This window comes from Streptomyces sp. CNQ085 (assembly GCF_022614595.1).
GTDB lineage: Bacteria > Actinomycetota > Actinomycetes > Streptomycetales > Streptomycetaceae > Streptomyces.
On record NZ_JAJFAU010000004.1, the window covers coordinates 38669 to 59470 of the forward strand.

The window sequence follows — 20802 nt, forward strand, 5'->3', positions numbered from 1 at the left end:
CCCCCCCCCCCCCCCCCCCCCCCCCCCCCCCCCCCCCCCCCCCCCCCCCCCCCCCCCCCCCCACCAGGCCGGCTGCTGCCCTTGACGGCTCACGGCACGAAGGCGCCACCCGGGCAGTGCTCGTCCCCGGCGGACGGGCCGTGTCCGTACGGTCCCGCCCCACCCGCCCTTCCCGTCTTCCGGATTGCTCTTCTCGGGTCTCCCCGCCTGCGGCTGTGTGCACCGGGGCCGGAGCGCAATTCCAAAGATGCGCCGAACCCGGCGTCGCCGCGACGCTGGCCGTATGAGCGACTTCACGAACAGGACGTACTTCATCACCGGCGGCGGCAGCGGAATCGGCCTCGCCACGGCCCGCCGCCTCCTCGACGAGGGCGCGAATGTGGTGATCGCCGGCCGCGGCGCCGAGCGGCTCGCCACCGCGGCCAAGGAACTCGGCTGTGGCGACCGCGTGCTGACCGTGACTGTGGACGTGTCGCGCCCGGCCGAGCTGGAGGCCGCGTTCGAGCGGACGCGTGAGCGTTTCGGCGCTCTGCACGGGGTGTTCGCCAACGCGGGCGTCAGCCTCAACGCGCGCACGGCCGACGTGACCGAGGCGGACTTCGACCAGGTGGTCGGCACCAACTTCAAGGGGACGTTCTTCACCGTCCAGAAAGCCCTGCCCCTGCTGGCCGAGGGCTCCTCCGTGGTACTCAACTCCTCCTGGCTGGTGCACCGGGGCATGGGCCCGGGGTCGGTGTACGCGGCCAGCAAGGCCGCGGTGCTCAACCTTCCCCGTACCCTTGCCCCGGATCTGGCCGAGCACGGCGTCCGGGTCAACGCTGTGACTCCCGGCCACATCCGCACCGAGATGTTCGACACCGTCGCGCCGGTCGAGGAGGTTCGGGAGTTCTTCCGCGGCCAGGTCGCGCTGGGCGCTCTCGGCACCCCCCGGGACATCGCCGAGACGGTGCTGTTCCTGTTGTCGCCGCGGTCGGCGTACGTCACCGGCCAGGAGTTCGTCGTCGACGGCGGCCTGACCGGCTCCGTCCCCTCCTGACCGGGCGCGGCAGCGCCTGCCGACGCCCCGCCCGCGGCCGGTTCCCGAGCGCCTTCCGCCGCCGGCGGGCGCCCGCCCCCGTCCGTCCCGAGGGACGCCGCGCTGACGGTGTTCACCCTGCCGCCGTACCCGATGAGGGTCAGCTGCGGCGTGCGGCGTTCCCGGTGGCCGGACCCGGCCGCCGCGGACGGTGGTCCGTTCTCCGGCCGCGACGTCCTCGGTCACCACGGCCTCCCCGGCCGTGGTGACCGAGGACGTGGTCGGGCCGGCCGGGGAAGCGGTGGTTCGCCCCCGAGGACCGTGTCCGGATACCGCGGCCCGTCGGCGGTGATCGTGGGGCCCCGAGGGCCGGGAAGTCCGTCCGGGAAGTCCGTCCGCGGATGTCTTCCTCCGCCGTGCTGGTCGCATGCCCGGCGTACCAGGGCTGGAGCGCTCCTGAACCCGGCCGCCTCAGATGCGCACCGCTAGGCAACTGGGCGTCTCGGGCCCCGTGCCCAGCGCGTAGGCGTTGTAGTCCTCCAGCAGCGCCTGGGCCCGGGCCTGGGCGCGAGCGAACCGCTCCCGGGGGTCGGCACCCCGGGCCAGGACGTCCTCCATGGCCTCCATCATCACGATCTGGATGGCGTGGAACCCGCCGAGCACCGCTCCGTGCACCTCCGGCGGGCCGGTGCGCAGGCCGAGCTGCTCGCCGGTCGCCCGGTGGTGCGGATGCAGGTCGAACCAGCCCTCCTCCTCCAGCAGGGCGACCGCTCCGTGGGTGGCGGGAGCCGAGCCGCTGGCCTTGTGCCACTGGGCGGCGGCACGGGGGCTGTTGAGGTACTGCATGAAGGCCAGCGCGCCGTCGCGGATGGCTTCGTCGAGACCGTCGGCCAGCCACAGCGAGTCCCCGCCGATCCAGTTGCCGGCGCAGGGCAGGGCGCCGTTGCGGGGCAGGACGCCGACCTCGATGTCGAAACCGGCCTCGGCGGCGGCCCGCACCATGTAGTTGGCGTCGAAGGACGAGCTGAACCGCAGGGCCACCTCCTGGTCGGCGAAGGCCCTGAAGGTGCCCGCCCAGTCCTCCGGAACGCCCGTGTGCAGGTAGTGGCCGTCCCGGTGCAGGTCCCGCCACCAGGTGACGTAGTCCAGGAGTGCGGCGGAGGTCAGGTCGACCCTGGTGGCCCTGCCGTGCCGCCCGTTGCCGGAGTCGGTGAGCGGCGCGCCCTGCTGGGCCAGCGCGTGCTGCATGAACTTGCCGTCCACCGGCCAGGCGATGGCTCTGCGCGGACCGTTCGCGAGCCGGGCGACGGCCTCGCACGCGGCCGTGGTCTCCTGCCAGGTCCGCGGTACCGACGCGACCCCCGCCGCGCGCAGGACGGTCGTGTTGGCGTACAGCAGCATCGTCGACAAGGTCAGCGGCATCGTCGCGAACTCGCCGTCCACGGTGTGGTACTCGCGTACGCCCGGCAGGAAGTCGCCGAGCACGACGGGCTCGCCCAGGATCTCCGTACGACCGGCGACGGCCTTCTCCACGGAGGTGAACAGCGGCCTGCCGTCACGGGCGCGGACGTCCCGGGCCAGCTGGGACGCCCCGGCGTAGTAGGTGGCGACTGCCGGAGCGGTGCCCCGGGCCGCCGCCGCGGCGACCGCACGCGGAAGCTCCTCGTAGGAGAACCCGCGGATGTCGACCCGGTAGCCCGGGTGCGCCTTCTCGAACTCCCTGGCGCGCTCGCGGATCGGCTCCAGGAAGCCGGGGAACGGGAATTCGGAGAGCCAGACATCGATGACTGCCTCTCCGTCCCGGATGCCGGGTCGCATGGGTCCTCCAGTGGTGGGAACGGAGTGTGGCGGCGGGGTCGGTGGCGGGCGGGGAGGCCCGTCCCTCAGGCGGCGGAGGGGAACGTGGTCCCCCGCGGGGCGGAGGCGTCGGAACCCGACCCTGTGCCGCCGGGGCCGGGAGCAGGGGTCACCGTGACCGGAGCACCGTTGAAGACCGCGTTGCCCGAGACCGGATCGACGACGGAGTCGTCGGTCAGGGCGTTGGCGTTCACCCCCGGGTTACGGGCGGCGGTGCGCTGGGGCGAGCCGGCGTGTCCCCAGCCGTGGGGCAGGCTGACCACGCCCGGCATGATGCGGTCGTTCGGTTCGACGGGGACGACGAGGTCGCCCGTGGCCGAGGTGACGCGTGCGTGGGAGCCCAGGCCCAGCCGGGCCACGTCGTCCGGATGGATGTGGAGCGTGCACCGGTTGCTGCCGCCGACGAGCGCGGGGACGTTGTGCAGCCAGCTGTTGTTGGAGCGCAGCTGGCGGCGCCCGATCAGGAGCATCGGCGGCACAGGGGCGGCCATCCGCCCGCGCAGGCGGGCGACCTCCTCCTCCAGCTCGGGCGGGGCCAGCCGGACCAGGCCGGACTCGGTGCCGAGCACCTCCGCCAGACGCGGCTCCAGCGGCCCCAGGTCGATGCCGCTGGGGTGCTCGCGCAGCCGGGCGAGCGACAGCCCGTACGGGCCCAGTCGCAGCATCGCGTCGAGCATGAGCTCCGGACCGCTGTCGCCGTCGAGCAGGGCGCGCGCCTGGGCGACCTCCATGCCCTCGAAGGGAGAGCCGGGAGCCCGCACCCCGGCCTCGAGCAGCTCGCCGACGATCGCCTCGTCCAGCTCGCGGGGGTCGGCGTCGGCGCCCCGGCCGGAGGCGATCAGGGCGAGACGGGCCATGATCTCCGCCTCGGAGAGCTGTCCCGGCTCCAGTGGCAGGGCCGGCGGGGAGAACCGGGTGTAGTTGCGCACGGTGACCGTCAGCAGCAGCAGGTCGTAGTGGGGCATCTGCATCATGCGCGGCGGAGGCAGGATGACATCGGCGCAGCGGGTCGTCTCGTTCAGATAGGGATCGACACAGACCATGAAGTCCAGGCCCCGCAGGGAGCGTGCCAGCCGCGGGCCGTTGGGCGCCGACAGGGCGAGGTTGCCGGCCACCGAGACCAGCGCCCTGACCTGCCCCTCGCCCGGGGTCTCGATCTCGTCGGCGAGGGTCGCCACGGGCAGTTCCCCGAGCGATTCGGGAAGCTGCCGGACGCGGCTGCGCCAGCGGCCGGAGGTGAAGGGCCGCGGTCCCCAGGGCACCTCCACGGTGGCGGGCCGGGTGAACATGACGCCGCCGGGGCGGTCGAGGTTGCCGGTCAGCACGTTGAGCACGTCGACGAGGTACTGGGTCAGGGTGCCGAAGTCGGCGGTGCAGGTGCCCACCCGGCTGTAGACGGCAGCGGTGGGCGCGGCAGCCAGCTCACGGGCCATCCGGACGATCGTTTCGGCCGGCACCCCGCACGCCTCGGCCACCGCCTCCGGGCCGAACGGCACGGCGTGCTCCCGCAGTCGTTCCAGGCCCTCGGTTCCCACGCGCGGCGTGACGAGGTCCTCGGCCAGCAGCGTGTGCACGACCGCGAACAGCAGCAGGGCGTCGGTGCCGGGCCGTACGAAGACGTGCTCGTCGGCGAGGTCGGCCGTACGGGTGCGCCGCGGGTCGACGACCACGATCCTGCCGCCGCGCCCGCGCAGCGCCCTGAGCCGTCCGGGGAAGTCCGGGGCCGCGCACAGCGAGCCGTGCGACTCGGCCGGGTTGGCGCCGATCACCAGCAGATGATCGGTGCGGTCCAGGTCCGGCACGGGAATGGCCATCGCGTTGCCGAACATCAGCCCGCAGGCCACCTGCTTGGGCATCTGGTCGATGGTGCCGGCGCTGTAGAGGTTGGTGGTGCCCAGAGCCTGGGAGAGCGGACCCCTGTAGAAGATGCCGGCCATGGTGTGAAAGGTGGGGTTGCCGAAGTAGGCGGCGACGGCCTGGCGTCCGTGCCGGTCGATAACGTCGGTCAGTCCCTTCTCCACCACCCGGAATGCCTCGTCCCAGCTCGCCTCGCGCCACTGGTCGCCGGTGCGGATCATCGGCGTCCGCAGCCGGTCGGGATCCTCGTCGATCCGGCCCAGGCTCGCCCCCTTGGGGCAGACATAACCCCTGGAGAAGGGATCCTCTGCATCGCCCCGGACGGTGTGGACCCGGCCGTCGTCGCCGAGTTCGATCCGCAGGCCGCAGACGGCGTCGCAGATGGGGCAGGTGCGGTGCGCGGTTCTCAACGGAACTCCAGGAGCGTAGGAGGGCGGAATCCGTGCGGCCGGGCCGGCCCCCCCCCCCCCCCCCCCCCCCCCCCCCCCCCCCCCCCCCCCCCACGACGGTCCCACGGCACGCCTTCCGGCGGCATCTTCCCGTGTGCTGTGCCTGCCGCCGCGCTCCGGGAACCGGCTGCCTTCGCAATCGAGGAGATGCCCACGTGGGAGGCGGGTGCCACGCTGCGGACGATGGCCGTGGGCCAGGGCCGCGGCGCGGCGGAGCACGGACGGCGTGTCCCCGCGGCGTGGTGTCATCCGAGGCAAAGGAATCCGCGCCGATGAAGCTCACCGCGAACGCTCTCGAAACGACCCTCTCCCCGCCCCCCGAACCCGGCCTGACGCCGGACGAGGTCGTGGCCCGGGCCGAGGCCGTCGCACGCGACCTGGTGGGCCGTCAGGCCGAGACGGAGCGGCGCGGCTTCTACGCCGAGGACACGCATGAGCTGTTCCGCCGGTCGGGTTTCTACCGCATCCTGGTCCCCCGGCGATACGGGGGCTACGAGTTCGGCGTGGGAACCTTCATGCGCGTGGTCGTCGAGCTCTCCAGGGGATGCCCGTCGACGGGCTGGATGTACTGCCTGGGCGCGGCCCACGCGCACGCGGTGGCCACACTGTTCGGCGAACGGGCGCAGGCGGAGATCTTCGCGGGCGGCGACTTCGTCTGCCCGGCCACGGTCGCGCCGAGCGGCACCGGCGAGCGCGCCCCCGACGGCCGGTGGGCGATCAGCGGTACCTGGCGCTACTGCTCCGGCTCGCCCTACGCCACCCACTTCATGGGCCACACCCTCGTCGACGACGGGGACGGGGAAAGGCGGCCGCTGCTGTTCGTGGCACCGCGCAGCGAGTTCACCCGGCTCGACGACTGGGGCGAGCAGCTGGGCCTGCGGGGCAGCGGCTCGCACGGCATCCGGATCGAGGACGGCAGCGTCCCGGATCACTTCACCCTCGACACCCACCTCAGCCAGGTGAACGTCACGGGCGGCACACCGGGGCGGGACCTGCACGGCAACCCGATGTACGGCGGCGGCCCCCTGAGCTTCATGATCCTGGAGGACGCGGCGCTGGCGGTGGGCATGGCCAAGGGGGCCCTCGACGCCTACGAGGAGCTGATGCGGTCGCGCCGAACGCTGTTCCCGCCCGTGGTCCCCCGCACCCACGACCCCGACTTCCAGTACTGGTACGGCGAGGCCGCCGGGCTCGTCCACGCGGCGGAGACGGGCCTGCTGGGGGCTGTCCGGCAGTGGGAGGAGGTCTCCTCCACAGGACCGGAGCACGTCACGCCCGAACGCGAACTGCAGATCGCCTCGGTCTGCCGCGAGGTGGTGCGGATGAGCTGGCGCGCGGTCGAGGGCTACCTCTTCCCCACAGCCGGCTCCAGCGCGGTGCGCAACGGCGAGCGCATGGAGCGCGTCTGGCGCGACATGTCCATGCAGCAGAGCCACGCGGGCATCGCCGTGTTCCTGTTCACCGCGGCGAACCGGGAACTGTCGCGCGCGCGCTTCGGCGTCCGCGCCCCCTGAAAGCCCCCGCGCGGCCTCCCCGACCCGGCCCGGGCCGCACGCCGGGGACCGGGCAGCACTCCAGGAGATGCGCCGTACCGCACACCGGCGCAACGATCGGCGCACCTGGAACCGGTCACCGGTTCCCGTCCCAGTCCCAGATTCCCATCCCATACCGGGAGATCCGAGGAGGTACCCGTGTCGGGTGACAAGACCGGTACTCGGGCGGTGGTACTCGGCGGAAGCATCGCCGGCCTGTTCGCCGCGAGGGTGCTCGCCGACGCCTACGACGCCGTGCTCGTCGTGGACCGTGATGTGCTGACCGGGGTGGAGGGGCCGCGGAAGCACTGCCCACAGGGCCGGCACATCAACGGTCTGCTGGCCCGGGGGCAGCTGGCCATGGAGGAGCTGTACCCCGGCATCACCCAGGAGATCTTCGACGACGGCGTCCCCACCGGCGACCTGGCCGGCCATGTGCGCTGGTACTTCAACGGCAGGCGGCTCAAGCAGCAGGTCGCCGGACTGACCTGCGTGGCCGCCAGCCGTCCGATGCTGGAGAAGCACATACGCCGCCGCACCGCGGCCCTGCCGAACATCGCCTTCCGCGAGCAGCACGACATCCTGGGACTGGTCACCACCGCGGACCGCGGCCGGGTCACCGGGGTGCGCGTCCAGCCGCTCGCGGACGGCGGGTCCGAGGAGATCCTGGAGGCGGACCTGGTGGTCGACGCCACGGGCCGCGGCTCGCGCACCCCCGTCTGGCTGGAGGAACTCGGCTACCAGCGTGTCCCCGAGGAGCGCAAGAAGATCGGCCTCGGCTACGTCACCCAGCACTACAGGCTGCTGGAGGACCCCTACGACGGCGACCTGTCCATCAACCCGGTTGCCTTTCCCGGGGTGCCCCGAGGCGCCATCTTCACCAAGACCGACGGCGACCGGGTGGAACTGACCACCTACGGGCTGCTCGGGGACCATCCCCCGACCGACCAGGAGGGCCTGTACTCCTGGGTGAAGTCGCTGGCCGTCCCCGACATCCACGACGCGCTGCAGAAGGCCGTCCCCCTGGACGAGCCGGTCGCCTTCCGCTTCCCGACCACCCTCCGGCGCCGCTACGAGGAGCTGGACCGGCTCCCTTCGGGCCTGCTGGTCACCGGGGACGCGGTCACCACCTTCAACCCGGTCTACGCCCAGGGGATGACGGTCGCCGCACTCGGCGCCCTCACCATCCGCGACCACCTGCACACCGGTGCGGCGCCGATCCCGGCGCAGTACTTCCAGGACCTGGCCCGGGACGTGATCGACCCCGCCTGGGAGATGACCAACACCGTCGACCTCACCTTCCCCGGTGTGCAGGGCGAGCGCACCGCGCAGGTGAAGGCGGCCCAGACCTTCCTGAAGCTGGTGCAGAAGGCGGCGACCCGTGACGGCACCGTCACCGCCGCCTACATGCGCGGCGCCGGTCTGGTGGACACACCCGACGCCATGAAGCGCCCGGCCTTCGTCGCGCGCGTGCTGTGGAACGTGGTGATGGGCGCGATCGGGGACAGGCTCCGTCCTCGCTCCGGCGCCGGGCCCCGTTCCTCCGCGGACTCCCGCGGAGAAGACCTGGTGTCGGCGGGCTGACCCGCGCTGCCGGAGACGAGACGAAGGGAGCGGACGTGGCGGAGACGGCCCACCTGTACCGGGCGTACGCGGTGACCGGCGGCCTCGACGAGCGGGCGCTGCACACCGCCTGGCGCGGGACCACGGCCCGGTACGCGGTGCCGGGCCGTGACCCCTTCGGTTTCACGAACCTCGGCGAGATCCCGGACCCCGGGCCGTGGAGGGCCGCCACACGCCTGCGGGCCGATCCGGATCTCCTCCCCCCCGCCGCGGCACCCGGACCGGCTGCCCGGCTCGTCGTCGCGCGGACGGCCGAGGACACGCACCTGGTGATGGTCTGGGTGAATCAGGACTTCGCGGACCGGCACTCCCCGGCCGATCTGATCAGCGACCTGGGTGCGGCCTGCCGGGCCGCACCCGGCGGCCGTGCGGGGGACTTCTGCGGAGCGGGTTTCGACTGGTCGGCCGCTCTGTCCCCTCCCCTGGCCGCGCTGTGCTCGCGGGAGGGCACGACGCCCTTGGACGTCCTGCTGGCCGCGTACAGCTGTCTGCTGAACAGACACACCGGCGAGGAACGGCCGGTCATAGGGGTACTGGAGCCGGACGGCGGCCATCGGACTGTCCTCGCCGATCTGACCGGGCAGCCGTCGTTCCGTGAGCTGGTCGCCCGTATGGCCGGGTCCCGGCGGACAGCCGGTTCGCCCGCGAACCGGCCGGCGCGGTACGACGCGCTGTTCCGCGCGGAGAACCCCGCCGAGCCCCTGCTCGGCCTCCCCGGTGCCCGGGTGCACCGGCTGCGGTCCGACGACGGCGTGCCCGACACGGACCTCGCGCTCACGGTGAGGTGCTCCCCTTCCCACGTGTCGGGCCGCCTGGAATACCGCACGGTCCCTTTCGATGCGGCGGCGGCCTCAGGTCTGCTCGGCCAGCTCCGTACGCTGCTGCGCGCCGCGCTGGACGCTCCGGGCACGCCTGCGGACACGCTGCCCCTGGAGACCCCCGGGCAACTGCGCGCCGCGGCCCGTGAGGCGGACCGGATCGCGGCCGGTGTGTGGAGCGGACGACCGGTCCACACACAGGTGCGCGCGGTCGCCCGCTCGCGTCCGGACTCCCTCGCGCTGGACGACGGCGGGGAGGGTGTCACCTACCGGGAACTGTGGGAGGAGGCGGAGGCCGTCGAGCGCGCGCTGCGTGCGCTTGACACCGAAGAGGGCTCGCCTGTGGCGCTGCGGCTGCCGAACGGCCCTCACAGGGCCGCCGCGCTGCTCGGCGTGTTCGGGGCCGGCACCCATGCGGTGTGTCTGGGAACGGGCCTGTCGGGGGAACGGGGCAGAGCCGTCCTCTCGGAGCTGCGGCCGCACTGTCTGCTGGTGGAGTCGCGGGCCGAGGACTCTCCACTGGTCTCCTGGTTCGGTGAGGAGGCAGGTGGCCACGTTGTCGATGTCATCGGCCTGGCCCCCCCGCGGGAGACTCCCGCGAGCCCGGGGCTCCCCGTCCGGGCGGCCCCCGCGGAGGGCGATGTTTGCCCGCCTGCGCCGGAGGGGGCCGGTCCGGCCGGGCGCTGGGCCTACATCGCCTACACTTCGGGCTCCACCGGGCTGCCCAAGGGCATTCCGCAGAGCCACCGCACCCTCGCCCAGTTCGTCGAGTGGTTCACCACGGAGTTCGGGATCGGCCCCGGCTCCCGTGTGGCGCAGTGGTCCGCTCCCGGCTATGACGCCGGCCTCGTGGAGCTGTTCGCCGCCCTGACCACCGGAGCGACTCTGTGTCCGGTCCCGGACAGGTACCGGGCGAACCCCGAGAAACTGGCCGACTGGCTCCGCACGGAGCGGATCACACACCTCCAGACCGTCCCCAGCTTCGCCCGGCGGCTGCTCGCGGCGATCCGTGAGGCGGCCCCGCTGCGGCCCGTCTCGCTGAGTCATCTGCTGCTGGCGGGCGAGGCGTTCCCCGGTGAGCTGGCCGATGGCCTGCGCGAGGTTCTCCCCGGTGTCCGGCTGGTCAACCTCTACGGAGCCACCGAGACGGTCCTGGCGACCTGGCACGAGGTGGACGGACCGGTCCGCGGCACCGTGCCGATCGGCCGGCCCATACCCGGACGACAGGTGCTCGTGCTCGACGAGCACGGCAGGCCCTGCCCGGCCGGAGTCACAGGCCGCGTCGTCGTGTGCGGCCCGCACGTGACCCCCGGCTACGTGGGAGCGGCCCCGGGCGACGCCTTTCGCCCCCTGGCCGGAGCGCCGGGTACCGGCATCGCCGGCGGCCCCTGCCACCGCACCGGGGATCTCGGCCGCAGGCGCTGGGACGGACTGCTGGAGTACGCGGGACGCGGCGACAGCAGGGTCAAGATCCTCGGCACCCGCCTGGAACTCACCGATGTCGAGGCGAGGCTCGTCGCCGACGAGACGGTGGCCGACTGCGCCGTCGTCGCACGTACCGGGGAGGACGGGCTGGTGAGGCACCTGACCGCCTACGTGGTACCGCGCCGCCCGGCGGAGGGCGGCGCGGCGCTGCCCGCCCGGGCCTGGAGGTCGGGCCTGCGCCGGTGGTTCGGGCAGGCGCTCCCCCCGGTGTCGTTCGTGGCGGTGGAGGAACTGCCCCGCGGCCCCGGGGGGAAGGTCGACCGGCACGCGCTGGCGGCCGGCGCCGGCCCCGCACCGGGTGCCCGGGCCGCGAAGGCGATATGACCGATTCGGCTACCGAACGATACCTGACCGCGAACTGACGATGGGATGAATGCCGTGACCATTCTGGAGACCGACGTCCCGACCGACTCCGACGGCCTGGACGTCGAAGTCGACGGCGAGACCCTGGACATCCCGGCCGTGCGCCGAGTGGCGGAGGACCTGGCTCCGGTTTTCGTGTCCCCGCACTCGCTGTCCAGGGCGGCGAGGAGCCGCGAGCAGTTCGAGAAGATCGTCCGCGACGGCGCTCCCGTCTACGGCGTCACGACCGGTTACGGCGAGATGATCTACATGCTGGTCGACCAGTCCAAGGAAGTGGAGCTCCAGACCAACCTGGTGCGCAGCCACAGCGCCGGAGTCGGCCCGCTGTTCACCCGGGACGAGGCGCGCGCCATCGTGGCCGCCCGGCTGAACGCACTCTCCAAGGGCTACTCGGCGGTCCGCCCCGAGCTGCTCGAACGTCTGGCCCTCTACCTCAACCTCGGCATCACACCGGCCATCCCGGAGATCGGGTCGCTCGGCGCCAGCGGCGATCTCGCCCCCCTCTCCCACATCGCGAGCACGCTGATCGGCGAGGGCTACCTCCTGCGCGACGGCGAGCGGGTCCCGACGGGCCCGGTGCTGCGCGAGAAGGGCATCGAGCCGCTGCAGCTGCGCTTCAAGGAGGGGCTCGCGCTCATCAACGGCACCTCGGCGATGACGGGACTCGGCTCCCTGGTCGTCGGCCGAGCCATGGACCAGGTGCGCCAGGCCGAGATCGTCACCGCGCTGGTCCTGGAGGCGCTGAGCGGCTCACTGAGCCCCTTCCAGGCCGAGGGCCACGACATCGCCCGACCGCACCGGGGACAGATCGACACCGCCGCCAACATGCGCGCCCTGCTGAGCGGCAGCGGCCTGGTCCTGCGGCACTCCGACCTGCGCAGGCAGGCGGAGGAGCAGCGCACCGGCGACAGTGTCTCGCGCACCGAGGTGTACCTGCAGAAGGCGTACACACTGCGTGCCATCCCGCAGGTGGTGGGGGCCGTGCGCGACACCCTTTACCACGCGGCGGAGAAACTGGAGACCGAGCTGAACTCCTCCAACGACAACCCGCTGTTCTTCGAGGGCAAGGAGGTGTTCCACGGCGCCAACTTCCACGGCCAGCCGATCGCCTTCGCCATGGACTTCGTCACCGTGGCCCTCACCCAGCTGGGCGTCTTCTCCGAGCGCCGCACCAACCGCCTGCTCAACCGGCACCTCAGCGAGGGCCTCCCGGAGTTCCTCGTCGCCGGCGACCCCGGGCTCAACAGCGGATTCGCCGGCGCCCAGTACCCGGCGACCGCCCTGGTCGCCGAGAACCGCACCATCGGCCCCGCCAGCACCCAGAGCGTCCCGTCCAACGGGGACAACCAGGACGTGGTCAGCATGGGCCTGATCGCGGCCCGCAACGCGCGCCGTGTGCTGTCGAACAACAACCACATCCTGGCGGTGGAGTTCCTCGCCGCCGCCCAGGCGATCGACCTGTCCGGCCGCTACGACCGGCTCGGCCCGGCCGGCAGGGCCGCGTACGACAAGATCCGCTCCCTGGTGCCCACGCTCGACCGCGACCGCTACATGTCGGACGACATCGAGCTGGTGGCCGCCGCCCTCGCGCGCGGGGAGTTCCTCGAAGCCGCCGGCCGGACCGGCACCGTGCTGGCCTGACCCCGACGAGATTTGGGACGGACCCATGCGTATTCCGCTCTCCTTCAACCAAGAGTTCCTGTGCCTGTTCGACCAAGGGGACCGGGAGGGCCCCTTCGGACCGCTGTACAACATCGTCGGCGGCTGGCGACTGGCCGGGAAGGTGGACCCGGCCGCCCTGCAGGACGCGCTGGACGATGTCGTGGCGCGCCACGAGGCCCTGCGCACGATCGTCGTGCGCGACCCGGAGGACCGGCGCCAGGAGATCCTCCCGCCCTCCCCCGTCTCCCTGACGGTGCGGGAGATGCCCGAGCCGGACCGTGCCGCGCGTGACCGCCGCGCGGAGGAGCTGCTGATCGAACTGGAGGGCGGGCACTACGGTGTGGACCGGCTGCCGCTGCTGCACGCGGTGCTGGGCCGGTTCGACGAGGACGACACCGTGCTGGTCCTCATCGCGCACCACACCGCGGTCGACGAGGTCTCCCTGCAGGTGATCATCCGCGATCTGGGCATCCTGTACGCCAAGCGGTGCGGTCACGACCTCTCCGAGCTGCCGGAGGCCGTGCAGTTCCGGGAGTTCGCCGCCTGGGAGCGGGAGCGTTACGCCCCCACGGCCGAGGTCGGGGCGCGGGCCTACTGGCGCGAGCGGCTGGCCGGGGCGAGGATCACCGGTGTTCCCACCGACCACCCGAAGTCCGCGGGCCTGGAGAAGACGACCGCGGTGCACCGTTTCCTGGTGGGATCCGAGCAGACCTCTGCGGCCCGCGCGCTCGCCCGGCAGACGCGCGGCTCCGCGTTCATGGTGCTGCTCGCCGCGTACAAGGTCTTCCTCAACGGCCTGGCCGGCGCCACCGACGTCGTCGTGCCGACGATGGCCTCCGGCCGCGGCCCCGCCAGGTTCCAGGACACCGTCGGGGCCTTCTTCAACTTCGTCCCGCTGCGCACGGACCTCGCCGGCGCGGCCACCTTCCGCGAGGTGGTGGAGCGCACCCGCGCGACGTGCCTGAAGGCGTACGGGAACCCCCTGCCGTTCAGCCAGGTCGCTGCCGAGGCGCCGGAGCTGGCCGCCTCCTTCGGTGCGGACGACCTGGGCGTCGTCGCGTTCCAGGTGTTCCAGTTCCCCGCGCGGGAGGGCATGGAGGCGGGCGACGTGAGGATCTCCGAGATACGCCGCCGCCTGCTCTCCCAGCCCGTGAGCACCGATGTCCCCGACGGTGTGCTGTTCCAGCTGGACATCGACCCCGCCTCCGGCGAGATGCTCGGCCACCTGGGGTACAACACCAACCTGTTCCGCGAGGAGACCATGCGGGAGTTCGCCGCCGGGTTCGTCCGGGTCCTTGACCGGACCGTGATGGCCCCCGACGCGCCCCTGTCCCTGGTCTGACCCGTTCGGGCCCGTGTCCCCCGGATAGGGGACACGGGCCCGAATGTCCTGCCGGGCCTCAGCCGTCCGACAGGGCTGCCCTGGTCGAGGCGCGCAGTTCGTCGAACGAGGAGAGGTCGGGCACGGTCCACCCGTCCAGGTCGTACTCGGACAGACACTGATCGGCGAACGCCTTGTAGGCGTCCACTTGCCCCGAGAGCGTCTGGGAGAGCAGCAGTTCCGTGCGGGTGTTCTCGTGGTTGCCGGCGTAGTTGCGTTCGTACAGCTCGTGCCGGCCGCCGAACTCGGTGCCGACCGCGTCCCAGAGCAGCTTCATCACTTTCACGCGGTCGGCTGCTTCCGTCCCCCCTGACCCGCGCAGGAACTTGTCGAGGTACGGGCGCAGATCCGGGTTGCCGAAGTCCTCGGCGGAGGAGTTGACGTATATCAGGCCGCTGGCGACGTCCTGCTGAACGATCTCCCTGACACGCGGGTAACCGATCTGCATGAACCATCGGTAGGCCATGCTGTACTGGGGATTGGGCAGCAGCGCGCCGTTCCTCCACTCGACGGGGTTGCGCGCGGCGGCGTCCGAAAGTCCCCAGAACAGGTTCCGCCAGGCGAGCACCTCGCCGATCCGGGCCTGCACACCCCGGAAATCCTTGGTCCCGGTGATCTCCAGCGCCTTGATCAGGAGCCCGGCGATGAACTCGAGTTTCACCGCGAGACGGGTGCAGCCGTGGAAGGTGAAGCGCTCCACGAAACCGGAGCGTCCGGGAAACATCCGCACCTTGCCCAGGTGGCCGTAGACGAAGACGTTCTCCCAGGGGACGAGGACCTTGTCCATGACGAGGATCGTGTCGTTCTCGTCCAGCCGGGACGACAGCGGGTAGTCGAAGGGACTTCCCATGGCGGCGGCGGCGGCGGTGTAGGAGGGGCGGCAGATCAGCTTCAGCCCCGGCGCGTCCATGGGCACGGTGGCCACCAGCGCGAACTCACGCTTCTTGACCGGTAGCCCGAAGTGGGCGATGAAGTTGTAGTGGGCCAGCGCGGAGCCGGTGGCCACCACCTTGGCGCCACTGACCACCAGTCCCGCGTCGGTCTCCTTCTCCACGTGGACGAAGACGTCCTCGACCTCGTCCGGGGCCCGGTCCCGGTCGACGGGCGGGTGGACGATGGCGTGGTTCCAGAAGAGGACCTTCTCCTGCGACTCCCGGTACCAACGACGGGCGTTGTCCTGATACGGGGCGTAGTAGTCGGCATTGGCACCGAGAGTCCCCAGAAAGGACGCCTTGTAGTCGGGACTGCGCCCCATCCACCCGTAGCTGAGGCGCGCCCACTCGGCGATGGCCCGCTGGTCGGCAACCAGATCCTCGGTGCTGCGCGGGGTGGTGAAGAAACTGTGGGTGTACCCGTCCCCGCCGGTGTCCGTCGGTTTGGTGAGGACACCTCGCCGCGCGGGGTCGTGCAGTGCGTCGTACAACCGTGCCGTCATGCGGACGGGATTGCGGAAGGCCGGGTGGGATGTGACGTCCTTGACCCGTTCGCCGTATATGTATATCTCCCGGCCGTCGCGCAGGCTCTCCACATACTCGTCCCCTGTCAGGGGACGGGTCCTGCGCCGGTCCCGGGCGGGGCCGGCATCGCCGGCAGGGACTTCATGACACTCGGTCATCAGTTCTCTTCCCTTTCCCTCTTCCGCGAGGAACGCTCGGCGACGTACTGGGGGCCACCATGGTCGCAGGAAGGCACGGAAAATATCTTCTCCCAGGGTGCGGCATCGAAAGCCGGAGAACAGTCGTACCGGTTGCTGCGCAATCCAGGAGATGCGTGCGCCGCCGCTGAATGCCAACGTTCTTCGTGAATATCACGGACGGCCGTTTTCCGGCCTTCGCAACGGGACTTATTTTCCTGGAGGATATGGTGCTGACGACCGATGTTCCCACTCGGGAGCAACTTGTTCGTCGAGCGTCCGAACTGGTGCCGGCCCTGCGGGAGAACGCGGCATGGTCGGAGGAGAACCGGCGTATTCACGACGACTCGATCGAGGCCCTGGCCGAGGCCGGGATCTTCCGTATGCGGGCGCCGGCCCGTTTCGGGGGGTACGAGAGCGACGCCCGCACCCTGGTCGACGTCGCGGCGGAGCTGGGCCGCGCCGACGGTTCCGCGGGCTGGACCGCCTCGGTGTACTGGATCCCCACCTGGATGGCCGGACTGTTCCCGGACCATGTCCAGGACGAGGTGTTCTCCACCCCCGACGTCCGCGTCTGCGGCACCCTGAGCCCGAGCGCGATGGCCGCCCCCGCCGACGGCGGCATCGTGGTCAACGGCAAGTGGGGCTTCATCAGCGGCGCCCTGCACGCCCACTGGCAGGTCATCGTCGCCATACGGACGGCGCCGGACAGCGAACCCATGCCCGTCATGGCCCTGGTCCCGCTCTCGGACCTCACGGTCGTGGACGACTGGCACACCTCAGGTCTCAAGGGCACGGGCAGCGTCACCACCGTCGCCGAGAACGTCTTCGTCCCCGCCGACCGCGTCCTGCCGCTCGGCGTCGTCGTGCAGGGACAGGGCGGGGTGTCGGGCGCGAACGCGGAGTCGGCCATGTACCGCGCTCCGCTGCTGCCGGTCGCCTCCGCCTCCTCGGTCGGCGCGGTGCTCGGTATGGCGCGCGCCGCCTTCGACGTCTTCATGGAGCGGATGCCCCAGCGCAAGATCACCTACACGGACTACGAGAACCAGGCCGAGGCACCTCTGACCCACCACCAGGTCGCCGAGGCCGCCATGAAGATCGATCAGGCGGAGTTCCACGCCCACCGCCTGGCCGGACTCCTGGACGCCAGGAACGAGCAGGCCGGGGAGTGGACCGTCGACGAGCGGGTGCGCGCGCGTGCCGACATGGGCATGGTCTGCCGTCTGGCGAAGGAGGCCGTGGACATCCTCGCCTCGGCCAGCGGAGGTTCCTCAATCTACAGCGATATGGCGATCCAGCGCATCGCCCGGGACGTCCAGGCCGTCAACCTGCACGCGTTGATGCACCCGAACACCAACGCCGAGCTGTACGGGCGCGTCCTGTGCGGCCTGGCGCCCAACACGCTCTACGTCTGACCCGGCCGGGGGAACCGGCAGGACCGGACCACACCAAGCAGAGAGAAAGGCAACGACATGACCGTCGAATCGCCGGCCGCCGACGCAGCCGTCCCCGAGGCCGACAAGGAGGCCGTCGCCGCCCTCCCCGGCCGTATCGTGGCCGCCTGGGCGGCGCACGACGCGGCCGCCTTCGCGCAGGTCTTCACGCAGGAGGGCACGATGGTCCTCCCCGGCGTCTACCGGGACGGACGCGAGCAGATCGAGGCCTTCATGACCGCGGCGTTCCAGGGACCGTACAAGGGCACCCGGGTCGTCGGCACACCTCTGACGCTCAAGTTCTTCCGCCCCGACGCGGCCATTGTCGTCACCCAGGGCGGGATCCTGGGGCCGGGTGAGACCACCGTCTCCGACGTGCGCGCGGTGCGCGCCACCTGGGTGGCCGCCAAGCAGGAGGACGGCCGGTGGTACCTCGCCGCCTACCAGAACAGCCCGCGCGACAGCGCCTGATCCTTTCCCGGCGCGGCGAAGCGGCGCCCCCGGTCCCCGCACGGGGACCGGGGGCGCCGCTTCGCCGCGCATCGGCGGTCAGCCGACCGCGGCCGGCACCTCGGCGGCCAGACGCACCGGCAGGGCGCGGTGGCCGTTCATGATGAAGGTCGGCAGCGGCTGGAGCTCCTGCGCCGGTACCGCGAGGGAGAGGTCCGGGAAGCGCTCGAACAGGGAGGACAGGCCCACAGTCGCCACCAGGCGGGCGATGCCGGCGCCCATGCAGTAGTGGGGACCGTGGCCGAAGGACAGGTGCTCCTTGTCCTGCCGGGTGAGGTCGAAGCGGTCGGCGGTCTCCCCGTGCAGCCGCGGGTCGCGTCCGACGGCGCTGTAGTTGACCAGGATCGGGTCGCCCCTGGGGATCGTCACGCCCTCCAGCTCGATGTCCTCGGCCGCGTAGCGCAGCGGGAGGTGGGCGAGGGGCGACTCCACGCGGAGCGTCTCGTCGATCACGTCGTCCCACGAGGCCCGCCCGGAACGGACCAGCTCCAGCTGCCCGGGGTGGGTCAGCAGCGCGGTGATGGCGTTGTCGAAGAAGTTGATGGTCGTCTCGGACCCGGCGCCAAGGATCGCGAAGATGGTGTCGCACAGCTCCGCCTCGGACAGCCGTGAGCCGTCCTCGTCGCGGGCGGCGATCAGGTCGCTGGTGATGTCCTCGCCCGGGTGCGCCCGCTTCTCGGCCACCAGCTGCTCCATGGCTCCGCGCCAGTTGAGCAGCACGGCCCGGGCCTGCTCGGGGGTGACGGTGGTGTCCACCATCATGTCGATGACCTCGGCCGTCGCCACGCGCGCCTGTTCGGACATGCCGATCAGCTCGGCGACGAGCATGGCGGGCAGGGGGTAGGCGAAGCGTTCCCTGAGGTCCACCACCTCGCCCGGCTCCACGGTCTCCAGGGAGGCCAGCAGGCCGCCGGTGAGCCGTTGGACGAGCGGCCGGTAGGTCTCGGTGCGGCGCGGGGTGAACGCCTTGCCGACGATCCGGCGCAGCCGGACGTGGTCCTTGCCGTACGCGGTGACCATGTTGTCCATGGCGACCCAGCTGATCATCTCCCAGTCGGGGCGTATCCGCCCCTCGATGAAGTCCGGCCAGTGGTTGCGGGCGCTCTTGGTGACCCTGGGGTCACTCAGCACCTTGCGCACGGTGGCGTAGTCGTTGATCGACCACGCGAGGACCCCTCCGGGGAGTTCCACCCGGACGGCGGTCCCGCGGGCCCGTAGGGCGGCGGCTTCGGCGTGGATGTCCCGCCCGGTGGTGTCGAGTGTGTGGGCGACGGGGCAGCGCTGCGGCATGGGTTTCTCCTGGGGTGGTGTGTCTGGGGTATCGCTCGGCGGGCTCTACCGATGGCTGCCGGGAGCGGCCCGGTGGGGCGCCGGACCGTCGCCCTCCAGGACGGTGTAGGGGTCCTCCATCTCGTACCAGCCCAGGCCCGGCGGGCAGCGGTCGTAGCCGAGCAGCCGCCGCACCTCCTCCGGGTAGGCGAGCACGGCCTCTCTGGGCACCGCGAGGTACTGGTTCTCCTCCTGGCGGAGGTTGCCCAGGTCCAGGGCGATGGTCAGTCCCGTGCGCGGGGCGTCGGTGGTGTTGCCGCCGCCGCCGTGGTAGACCCCGCCGAGCCAGATGAGGGCCGAACCGGCCCTCATCTCGGTGGGGACGGCCTCCTCGGCGAGCGGGGCCCGCTCGTCGTCCCAGTGGTGGCTGCCCGGGATGACCATGGTGCCGCCGTTGTCCGCGGTGAAGTCGCTCATGGCCAGCATCAGCTGCACCCGGCTGGTCGGACCGGGATGGCGGCGCAGGTGCAGCGCGTCGTCACGGTGCAGGGGCTGCCTGCCCTGCCCCTTGTGTATCTGAATGGCCTGGGTGCCGCTGATCTGGATGGTCGGTGTCAGTTCGGTCCGGGACCGGCCGATCCAGACATGGACCGGTTTCTGCATGATCCGGCGCGCGGCGCCGAGGTACAGGGGATGCGTCACCACCGGGGTGAGCCCGGTGGTGCGGGCGAAGAGCGAGGAGACCCGCCGGGTACGCTTGCCGTTGTACCAGTCACCGCTGTAGTCGCGGGCTTCCAGACAGGGCCCCAGATCCTCCCACAGCCCCTCCACTGTGGCGGCCTCGGCGAGGTCCTCGATGACCACCGCCCCGTCCCGCTCGAGGGCTTCCACGACCTCGTCGAGGCCCGCCCCGGGACCGAACCGCTGCAACCCCTTCATAGCACCTCACCTTCCTCCGCGCCGTCGTCGAGCCCGTGCCGACCGCGGCGGCTCAGCCCTTGTGGGAGCCGCCGGCCGTGACGAGGCGGCCGAGGGCGTCCAGGTCCGGGTCCTCCTCGAAGATGTCGCCGACCTCGATCTGTACGCCGAGCTCGTCCTCGATGCGCGACACCAGGCGGGTGGCGGATATGGACTCGCCCCCCGCCTCGAAGAACGTGGTGTCCTTGAGATCACCGGGAAGCACCCCGAGTGTCTCCGCCCAGATCCTCTCCAGCTTCGCCGTCACCGTCGTCACATCCGCGCTCATGTGCGGTCCTTCCTCTCCGGTCGAGTCCCACCGGGCACGTGATGGCAGCTTCACACCCGGTTGTGGGCAGGGCATCTCCTGGATTGCGGGCCGCCGGCAGGGCGGTGACCTCCCCGGGCCGGACCGGGCCCGGCTCCAGCAGGAGCGCCCCGCAGAGTGTGACGAGCGCGCGCACGGTGTCCACGGCGTCTGGCGGGGTGGTGTGCCAGGGGGTCAGGATCCACGGCCGGCCGGTGAGCACGCCGGGCCCCGCTGAATCCGCACCCCGCTGAGTCCGCACCCCGTCCTCGGCCAGGAGACGACCGGGGACGTAACCGTTCAGGTCGCAGCCGCGCAGCAGTGCCTCCTCATGGACCGGGGCCCCGGCCCCGGGACCGTCGGCCACATCGGTGTAGGCGCTGCCCAGGCCGAGGAGCTGTGCCGTGTACAACACCTGGGCGGCCGCGGACGGCCAGGTCGCGATGACGACGGCGTCGGCGGGCGGGGTGTTCGGTGTGAGCGGGGTTCCGGCACCTGCGCGGACGGCCCGCCGCAACGCTTCGGGGTCGGGGTCCGCGAGCAGGACACGGACCCCGACCCCGGCCAGGGCGAGGGCTACGGAGGTGCCGGCGGGACCGCAGCCGATCACCGTGGTGTTACGGACACGCGTGCCGGTCATGGCCTCTCCCG

15 protein-coding genes are annotated in these 20802 nt (G+C 71.8%); 8 read left to right on the forward strand and 7 right to left on the reverse strand.

The genetic code is table 11. The features are described 5' to 3' along the window. The first annotated feature begins 283 nt into the window (after positions 1-283). On the forward strand, positions 284-1036 hold the full coding sequence (locus LJ221_RS01800; RefSeq protein WP_241713111.1) for an SDR family NAD(P)-dependent oxidoreductase: 753 nt from the start codon (positions 284-286) through the stop codon (positions 1034-1036). Positions 1037-1486: 450 nt separating this feature from the next. Here the strand turns inward: LJ221_RS01800 and LJ221_RS01805 are convergent, their stop codons facing one another. Both LJ221_RS01805 and LJ221_RS01810 read right to left on the reverse strand, forming a co-directional pair. Next, on the reverse strand, positions 1487-2833 hold the full coding sequence (locus tag LJ221_RS01805) for an extracellular solute-binding protein (protein ID WP_241713114.1): 1347 nt from the start codon (positions 2831-2833) through the stop codon (positions 1487-1489). A 65-nt stretch (positions 2834-2898) separates the two neighbouring features. Then, positions 2899-5139, reverse strand: a complete 2241-nt coding sequence (locus LJ221_RS01810) for a molybdopterin-dependent oxidoreductase (protein ID WP_241713116.1) — start codon at positions 5137-5139, stop codon at positions 2899-2901. A gap of 311 nt (positions 5140-5450) precedes the next feature. On the opposite strand from LJ221_RS01810, the gene LJ221_RS01815 reads away from it, so the two are divergent. The 5 genes from LJ221_RS01815 (at position 5451) to LJ221_RS01835 (ending at position 14003) form a co-directional block, all read left to right on the forward strand. Next, on the forward strand, positions 5451-6692 hold the full coding sequence (locus LJ221_RS01815; RefSeq protein ID WP_241713117.1) for an acyl-CoA dehydrogenase family protein: 1242 nt from the start codon (positions 5451-5453) through the stop codon (positions 6690-6692). 177 nt (positions 6693-6869) lie between these two features. Then, positions 6870-8294 (forward strand): NAD(P)/FAD-dependent oxidoreductase, encoded by a 1425-nt coding sequence (locus tag LJ221_RS01820; protein ID WP_241713118.1) that lies wholly within the window; start codon positions 6870-6872, stop codon positions 8292-8294. A 35-nt stretch (positions 8295-8329) separates the two neighbouring features. After that, entirely contained in the window at positions 8330-10960 is a 2631-nt protein-coding gene (locus LJ221_RS01825; RefSeq protein WP_241713119.1) for an AMP-binding protein, read from the forward strand. 54 nt (positions 10961-11014) lie between these two features. Next, entirely contained in the window at positions 11015-12640 is a 1626-nt protein-coding gene (cmdF, locus tag LJ221_RS01830; protein WP_241713120.1) for a tyrosine 2,3-aminomutase, read from the forward strand. 25 nt (positions 12641-12665) lie between these two features. Then, positions 12666-14003, forward strand: a complete 1338-nt coding sequence (locus tag LJ221_RS01835; RefSeq protein ID WP_241713121.1) for a condensation domain-containing protein — start codon at positions 12666-12668, stop codon at positions 14001-14003. A gap of 58 nt (positions 14004-14061) precedes the next feature. Here LJ221_RS01835 and LJ221_RS01840 read toward each other — a convergent pair whose 3' ends face one another. Further along, positions 14062-15657, reverse strand: coding sequence for a 4-hydroxyphenylacetate 3-hydroxylase family protein (locus LJ221_RS01840; RefSeq protein WP_241713122.1), 1596 nt, complete (start codon positions 15655-15657; stop codon positions 14062-14064). A gap of 248 nt (positions 15658-15905) precedes the next feature. Between LJ221_RS01840 and LJ221_RS01845 the strand changes: the two genes are divergently transcribed. Both LJ221_RS01845 and LJ221_RS01850 read left to right on the forward strand, forming a co-directional pair. After that, the gene (locus LJ221_RS01845; RefSeq protein ID WP_308314699.1) at positions 15906-17090 is read left to right on the forward strand and encodes an acyl-CoA dehydrogenase family protein; all 1185 of its coding nucleotides are present in this window, start codon (positions 15906-15908) and stop codon (positions 17088-17090) included. 57 nt (positions 17091-17147) lie between these two features. Then, a complete protein-coding gene (locus LJ221_RS01850; protein WP_241713124.1) occupies positions 17148-17579 on the forward strand; it encodes an SgcJ/EcaC family oxidoreductase in 432 nt (143 codons plus the stop codon). 78 nt (positions 17580-17657) lie between these two features. Here the strand turns inward: LJ221_RS01850 and LJ221_RS01855 are convergent, their stop codons facing one another. The 4 genes from LJ221_RS01855 to LJ221_RS23855 are packed head-to-tail and all read right to left on the reverse strand — an operon-like array spanning position 17658 to position 20791. Then, on the reverse strand, positions 17658-18908 hold the full coding sequence (locus LJ221_RS01855; protein ID WP_241713126.1) for a cytochrome P450: 1251 nt from the start codon (positions 18906-18908) through the stop codon (positions 17658-17660). A gap of 45 nt (positions 18909-18953) precedes the next feature. Next, positions 18954-19826: a phytanoyl-CoA dioxygenase family protein gene (locus LJ221_RS01860; RefSeq protein WP_241713128.1), complete on the reverse strand. Its 873-nt coding sequence runs from the start codon at positions 19824-19826 to the stop codon at positions 18954-18956. Between the two features lie 52 nt (positions 19827-19878). After that, positions 19879-20133, reverse strand: a complete 255-nt coding sequence (locus tag LJ221_RS01865) for an acyl carrier protein (RefSeq protein WP_241713130.1) — start codon at positions 20131-20133, stop codon at positions 19879-19881. Beyond that, positions 20057-20791 carry a prephenate dehydrogenase/arogenate dehydrogenase family protein gene (locus LJ221_RS23855; RefSeq protein WP_374228348.1) on the reverse strand — a complete coding sequence of 245 codons (735 nt, stop codon included), beginning with the start codon at positions 20789-20791 and terminating at the stop codon, positions 20057-20059. Before LJ221_RS23855 ends, LJ221_RS01865 begins: the two co-directional genes overlap by 77 nt. Positions 20792-20802: the final 11 nt, after the last annotated feature.